This window comes from uncultured Cyclobacterium sp., assembly GCF_963976465.1.
Lineage (GTDB): Bacteria > Bacteroidota > Bacteroidia > Cytophagales > Cyclobacteriaceae > Cyclobacterium.
This window is the reverse complement of sequence record NZ_CAXBOC010000261.1, coordinates 1-7701: the sequence shown is the minus strand read 5'-3', so window position 1 is coordinate 7701 and position 7701 is coordinate 1. Positions and strand designations below refer to the sequence as shown.

At 33.3% G+C, this 7701-nt stretch carries 5 protein-coding genes; 1 reads left to right on the top strand and 4 read right to left on the bottom strand.

The features are described 5' to 3' along the window. Nucleotides 1–431: 431 nt before the first annotated feature. Nucleotides 432–1844, top strand: a complete 1413-nt coding sequence (locus tag AAC037_RS14755; RefSeq protein WP_339903701.1) for a sulfatase-like hydrolase/transferase — start codon at nt 432–434, stop codon at nt 1842–1844. Between the two features lie 122 nt (nt 1845–1966). Here AAC037_RS14755 and AAC037_RS14750 read toward each other — a convergent pair whose 3' ends face one another. The 4 genes from AAC037_RS14750 to AAC037_RS14735 all read right to left on the bottom strand — a co-directional run bounded on the left by AAC037_RS14750 (nt 1967) and on the right by AAC037_RS14735 (nt 7185). Next, the gene (locus AAC037_RS14750; protein ID WP_339903700.1) at nt 1967–2371 is read right to left on the bottom strand and encodes a response regulator; all 405 of its coding nucleotides are present in this window, start codon (nt 2369–2371) and stop codon (nt 1967–1969) included. A 1-nt stretch (nt 2372) separates the two neighbouring features. Continuing rightward, a complete protein-coding gene (locus tag AAC037_RS14745; protein ID WP_339903699.1) occupies nt 2373–4355 on the bottom strand; it encodes an ATP-binding protein in 1983 nt (660 codons plus the stop codon). Between the two features lie 467 nt (nt 4356–4822). After that, a complete protein-coding gene (locus AAC037_RS14740; RefSeq protein WP_339903698.1) occupies nt 4823–5227 on the bottom strand; it encodes a response regulator in 405 nt (134 codons plus the stop codon). Further along, the gene (locus AAC037_RS14735) at nt 5224–7185 is read right to left on the bottom strand and encodes an ATP-binding protein (RefSeq protein WP_339903697.1); all 1962 of its coding nucleotides are present in this window, start codon (nt 7183–7185) and stop codon (nt 5224–5226) included. The genes AAC037_RS14740 and AAC037_RS14735 overlap by 4 nt, the downstream gene beginning before the upstream one ends. Nucleotides 7186–7701: the final 516 nt, after the last annotated feature.

The following is a 7701-nucleotide window of genomic DNA, read 5'->3' as shown; positions in this document are numbered from 1 at the left end:
CGATAAAGTAGTTCTCTATTCAATAAAAGGGTATTTGGTGGAAGGTTAGAAACCTGAGCTCGACTTAAAATTAGGAAAAAATTCTCATAGGTAGGCTTAAGGAGGAATTTGAGTAAAAAAAGGCTTGGAAATTCCTTAAAAGATGAGACCGCTCCACCCTTTCCTATCTCAGCACGTTCCGGAAGGGGCGCGTAGCGACGAAGTTTTTAAAATCAATTTATATTGAGAGGGGTATTAATTGGTTCGCTAAGCTTCAATAATTGATGGCCCTGATCAAATTTCTTTTGGTCAGGTTTTTTTTATATGGAGCCTTGGGGGATCAGCCAGGAATTCTGCCATTCGTAAGAAATTTTGATATAATTTAAATATTAACAAAAGTAAGTATATTCGATCTTAGAATTACCAACCCTTGAAAAGCAAAATTTAACTCCATGAATAAGTTGACCAGTTTTCTATTTTGTTTTGTGGTGCTTTTTTCTTCATGTAAAAGCCCTCAAAAAAATCCCAATATTATTCTAATTATGACAGATGATCAGGGTTGGTATGATGCGGGTTTCAATGGCAATATGCAGATAAAAACCCCCAACCTTGACCTATTGGCATCCAATGGGGTTATTTTCAATCGATTTTATTCAGCCTCAGCAGTGTGCTCACCCACCAGAGCAAGTTTGATCACAGGAAGAAATCCCCTAAGGATGGATATTCCCTATGCCAATTCGGGGCATATGAAAACTGAAGAAATAACCATCTCAGAGCTACTTGTGGAGGAGGGCTACGCTACAGGGCATTTTGGGAAATGGCATCTGGGTATTCTTTCCAAAGACATTCCCGATGCCAATCGTGGGGGAAAGGCAGCGTTTTTAAAAGATTATTCAATTCCCTCAGAACATGGTTATGACACCTTTTTTTGTACGGAATCAAAAGTACCTACCTATGACCCTATGGTTTATCCCAAGGAATTTATTGAAGGAGAAAGTTTGCGTTATGGATGGAGGGCAGTGGAAAAGGATAGTACAAATGATTATGGTACCTTTTATTGGAAAGGAGAAAATCAAAGGGAAACAAACAATGTGAGCGGTGATGATTCAAGAGTTATTATGGATAGGGTTATTCCATTTATAGAAGGAGCCCATGAAAAGGATCAACCTTTCTTTTCAACTATTTGGTTTCATACCCCACATTTACCGGTGGTTACAGATAGCTTATTTAGAAATGAATATGCTGATTTAGATCTACCTGAGCAATTGTATTATGGCTCTATTACCGCCATGGATCAACAGGTTGGAAGGCTCTGGAAGGCTTTGGAAAGTGCCGGTATAGCGGATGAAACCATCATTTTCTTTTGCAGTGACAATGGTCCGGAAGAACGAACCCCCGGAAGTGCAGGGGCTTTCCGGGGTCGAAAAAGAAGTTTATATGAAGGAGGAGTGAGGGTTCCAGCTTTTGTGACTTGGAAAGGTAATATAGAAGGAGGTCGAAGGATTGATTTTCCTGCATTCACAAGCGATTACCTTCCTACAATTATTGATCTTTTGGGGCTTCAATACCCGGACAGTAGACCCCTTGATGGAACCAGTATCTTAAAGGCCATTCAAGGTGAGGAGACGGTAAGGCACAAAGCCATGGGGTTTATATGTAAACCCCAAACTTCATGGGTTAGCCATCAGTATAAGTTAATCGGCAATGAAAATCTTCAAAGCTTTGAGCTGTATGATTTGTTGGCTGATCCATCGGAAAAAAACGATGTCATTAAAGAATTCCCTGAGGTAGCCAAAACCTTAGAAGCAGAACTGAAAGAATGGCATCGCTCAGTGCAAAGCAGTAGCAATGGAATGGATTATTAAAAATGGCTAATTGAGCAATTTATTAAGCGATATAGTTTTACTCATGCTTTTTTCAAATAATGGTTGGGAGGTAATCTCCAACCATTATTTGATTTTAAAATCGTATTACAAGTGCCTTTTAATTAAAAGTTTTCATCAATCACCCGTTCAATTATTTCAAATGTCAATGGTTTATTAAAAAAACCATTGATTAACTCTTTGCTTGTTGCGGTTTCTTTATCATCTGGATTAATGGAAGTGGTTAACATTACAACCACAATTTTAGCTTTTTTTTCTTCATCCAATTTATCATATTCTTCAAGAAATTCCCAACCACTCATGGCTGGCATATTAATGTCTAGAAAAATAATATCAGGCTGAGGGTATTTTCCGTCTTCCATCTTTTCTAGATATTCCAATGCCTCGTGCCCACTTTCCATATCTACTACCTTATTCACCAATCCGGTCTCTCTTATGATCTCTTTGTGGAGGAAGTTAGTAGCTTTATCGTCGTCAATCAACAAGATGCAATTAATTTTTTTTCTCATTTTATACTGTTTTTATCGTAAAGTTAAAAGTACTTCCGCTACCTAATTTTGAATCAACCCAAATTTTCCCACCATGCAAATCCACTATTTTTCTACAATGGGCAAGGCCAATTCCAGAGCCATCATATTTGTCTTTGCTGTGGAGTCTTTTAAATATCTCAAAAATTTTCTCTTGATGATTTACAGATATTCCAATGCCGTTGTCTTTCACCTTAAATAAAAACCCATCAGTTATAGGTCTGGCTGTTATTTCACTACAGGGTTTAACCTCTTTGTTTCTAAATTTGATTCCATTGCTTATTAAATTTTGAAATAGCAACCTTAATGGAATTTTGTAGCCCTCTATTATAGGTAAATTGTGGACAGTCACAGTAGCATCGGAGGCTGTGATTATTTTCCCAAGATTTCTTTTGACGCTGTCAATGAGTTCATTACAATTAATTTGCGAAAGTGTGCTGTTTTTATCTATTCTGTTATAATCCAGTAGGTTATTGATTAGCAGACTCATTCTCACCGTTGCCTCTTGAATAAAATCAAGACTTTTAAGGCCAATTTCATCAAAATGTTGTTTTTGTTTTTTAGCCAGAAGGTCTGTGAAATTAATAACAGTGCGAAGGGGCTCCTGAAGATCGTGACTGGCTACAAAGGCAAACTGTTCTAATTCTTTGTTTTTATACTCTAGTTTCTGCAAGTATTTTAGGCGATTTTCTTCAGCAATTTTCCAATCAGTGATGTCTTGTCTTAAAGCCATAAATTCTGTTATTTGGTTATTTTCATTCTCAAAAGGAACAATGGCTGTTAATACCCAATAATATGAACCATCTTTCGCCCTATTTTTAATTTCATCAATCCAGATTTCTCCAGCCCTTATGGTTCTCCACATTTTAGAAAAAAACTTTTTGTCATGGTATCCAGAATTTAGTATACTATGCGTTTTTCCAATCAATTCGTTTTTTTCGTATTTTGAAATTTTACAAAAAGTTTCGTTGACTTCTGTGATAACTCCGTATTTGTCAGTAATGGCTAAAATAAAAGCTTTATCTATCCCATTTTTAATTTGCTTGTAATATTTATTGCTATTTCTGAAGTTGTTTTCAACCAATTGCTTTTCGAGATCCGTTTTATTTAATCCTATAGCTATGTAGGAAAGGTAAAAAATACTGAAGGGAATAAATATTGTTGCATAGGCAATCATACCAAAATCAGATGAAAATAAATTTTCATCTATAGCGATAACCAAAAGGTAATTGAATAGTATTGGAAAAAGTATCATCAATGGTAAAACCTTTCGAATCAATTTGCTACCAGCGTAATTTCCCCAAATTAAAGAATGAAGTTCATATTTTGTGTTTTTTAGTAGTTTAGAAATAGAGAATAGTAGGAATAATGAAGAAGTATGAATAGCCATAGATTGAAAAAGTATTCCTTTATTTTCCAATGGAATAAAGAGGATATAAGCGGTAATGGCTAGGATGGAGATAAACACGATTAACATATGTATAAATCCTCCTGTCTTTTTTAAAAAATCGTTTGGCGAAAGATCTAATATGAATCCTAAACCTAGAAATAAGGAACAAAGGGCAGTAGCCGGAGACATTCTTCCGGGATAATTCGATGAGAATTGATCAAAGATAAATAAGTTATCTATGGAATAGATGGGCAAGCCTATATATTCTAAAAGTGTGAAAACACCAATGATGACAATTATTAAAGCCAATAAGTAATAAAAAAAAAGGATGGTTATTTTTTTGGTGTGTTGAATGGTCAGTAATACTCCGCTGAAAAGGAAAACCACAGCAGTGTTAAACTTCATCGTCGCGCTACCGGGTATAATACTTAAAATGCCCTCCATCTCTAAATACCAACCCAAAATGACAGTGATGCTTATAAGTAAACTTATAACTATAACAAAACCTTGAATCTGTCTAACTATTGAATCAGAAAACTTGATTTTGAAGTAATTATTAAAAATTAAATTTCGCATATATTATTAGTTTATTCCGATAAAAAATAATGTTAAGTTAAACTTTATCTTGTTAAGATATGGTATTACTGCTAATAAATAAAAAAAATAGACCATTTAAAATTTTAATATAGTTACGATATTTTTAATTGTTTGTTCGAAAATTCATTAAACATTTTTAAAAATAATCCAGATTATAAGTTGTTAAGAAATGTCCTATTCTATTTCTCAAATTTTGGTCATATCACGAAATTCTACATCTATAGATTAAAAACTAAGCCCTATTTTATCTGAAGTATAAATTAATAAGAATTGTATTATTATGATACTAAATAAGTAAATAATTAGAAAAATAATTGTAAAACGAGAGAGACAATAAAAAAAGACAATTTGATAAATAATTGTTTGATCGTTTACAAAAATAAAACCTGCTAATCAACTAATTAGCAGGTTTTCAAATGATTTTTTATTTAGTGTCTTAGAAGAAGCTAAAAGTTTTCATCAATTACCTTTTCTATCATTTCCACAGAAAGTGGTTTATTATAAAAACCGTTTATAAAACCTTTACTTAATGCCTTTTCTTTGTCATCAGGGTTAATAGAAGTAGTCAGCATCACCACCACAATTTTACCTTTTTTATCTTCGTCCAGATTATCGTATTCTTCCAGGAATTCCCATCCATTCATGGCAGGCATATTGATATCAAGGAAGATTATATCCGGTTGTGGGTATTTCCCATTTTCCATTTTTTCTAAATATTCTAGTGCTTCAAAACCACTTTGAACAGCGACTACTTTTTCGACTCGACCTGAATCACTAATGATTATATTATGTAAGAAGTTTGTTGGTTCATCATCATCAATCAGCAAAATGCAATTAACTTTCTTTATCATGTTTTTTCATTTTTTATCGTAAAATAGAAAGTACTCCCTTTATCCGGCACGGAATCCACCCATATATGTCCATGATGCAGATCTACAATTTTTTTGCAATGAGCAAGTCCTATACCGGAACCTTCGTATTTTTTTTTGTTGTGTAGCCTTTGAAAAATTACAAAGATCTTATCCTTATATTGGGAAGCAATACCAATGCCATTGTCCCTTATGGAAAAAAGCCACTCACCGGCTTTTAGTGTAGCATAAATTTCAATAAGTGGTTTTGTGTCTTTTTTTCTGAATTTTATTGCGTTATTAATAAGATTTTGGAAAAGCAAACGCAGTGGAGTTTCATAACCCAATAGAATAGGCAAGTTATCATATAGGAGAGTGGCCTCAGCATCTTTAATATTCATGTTAAGGTCTTTTTCTACGTCTTTAACCAATTGATTGCAGTCTATTTTAGTTAAGATATTGTCTTTGTCCAATCGGTTATAATCCAATAAATTTTTTATAAGTTCACTCATTCTAATTGTCGCATCTTGAATAAATTGTAAGCTTTTTAAACCCAATTCATCAAAATATTCCGTCCGTCTCTTGGCAAGTAACTCTGTGAAATTATTTACTGTTCGTAATGGTTCTTGGAGATCGTGGCTTGCCACATAGGCGAATTGTTCAAGCTCTTTGTTTTTGTATTCCAGCTTTTTTAAATAATCGCTTTTTGACTCTTCAGCATTTTTCCTTTCTGTAATATTCTGACTCAAAGACATGTATTCAAAAATCTCTCCGCTATCATTTTTGAAAGGAATAATTGCAGTCAACGTCCAGTGAAAGGAACCATCCTTGGCTTTATTTTTAATTTCATCAACCCATATCTCACCTAATTTGACCTTTTTCCATAAATCAGTATAAAATTGATCGTCATGATATCCCGACCGCAGTATGGATATGTTTTTATTTAATATATCATCTTTATTATATTTTAAGACCTCGCAGAATAGATCATTTATGTAAGTAAAGTTCAGGTTAGTATCCAATGTACCAATCAGTGATACCTGATCTACACCCTGCTTAAACCTTTTGAGGTAATACTGATTGCTGTCCTCCAGTTCGTTAGTAAGTTTTCGTCTTTCTTTCTCAAATTTGTTGAGTCCTACAGCCATATAGGATACATAAAGAATACTAATGGGAATAAATATAGCAGCATATTCTACCATCCCAAATTCTACTGATATGAATCCTAAATTGATGACTAACATTAATATGAAACTAGATAGTATCGGGAAAAGAATAATTTCAGGTAAAATTTTTCTGGTCAATTTACTTCCCTCGTAACCTCCGTTTAATATTTGGTGTAAGGAGGAATTTGGATTGTTGAATAATTGCAAGGTAGAAATCAATAGAAATAGCCCCGAAGTGTGAATGGCCATCGGTTTGAAGAATGAAGTTTTGCTTGTAAGTGGAATTAAAAGTAAGTAAGAAATAATGGCTACAAGTGAAAGTATAGCCGCAAACTTGAAAGAATATAATCCTATTTTGTTATTGGCCTTGATTGGTGACAACCTTCCTAGAAAACCGACACCAATTAGAATGGAGCAAATGGCGGTGGCAGGAGACATCCTTCCGGAATTATTTGCTGTCAATTCATCGGGTATAATAATATTGTCAATGGAAACAAATGACAAACCCAGATGCTCCGCCAAAATAAATGCCCCAATAAAAATAATCGTATAGGACAGCCCAATATAAAGGGATTTAAATCCGGAATTATTTTTTTTCGATATAAGCAAAATGATACTAGAAAAAAGAAAGATTAAGGCTGTATGGAATTTCATTGTTGCAGCCTGAGGTATAATACTTAATATTCCGACCAATTCTAAAACCCAACCTAAGATTACCAATAGGCTGATCATCATACTCAGAGTAATGACCACTTTTCTAAATAAATGAGTATTAAAATAATTATATGAAGCCATAAAAACAGAATAATTGATTAATTATAATGTTGATTTAAAAATGATCCCATTTATTAACTGTCGACAGATGAAATGGGTCCTTTACTGCTATTATTGAGTGATACTAAAACTAAAAACCTTTGTTTCCATGAGATTTTTTACTCTTGCTAAAGAGAATTCAATGAATAGCATTTTTTACCTGATTTCCCGCTGGTCATTCATTCTAGACAATAGCTGAAATAAGTTAATAATAAAACTATTTTTAGTATAGGTTAAGACCTACAAAATAACTTAAGACTACCAATGGGTAAAGGTCAATAGACCTTAAAGGGTGATTTTAGTAGTAATAAATTATTAGAGGATAAAAAAACTCAAATTAAATGAATTTTCTGATAATAAGAGCCCATAGCGCTGTTAACTATGGGTTATTTCTTGCTATACCTTTTATCTAATATTAAATATAAGTAAATATGTTATAAATAAATTATCGATTTCGGTTTTTATCAACTAAAGTTGTTAAATGATTGATTTTCAATA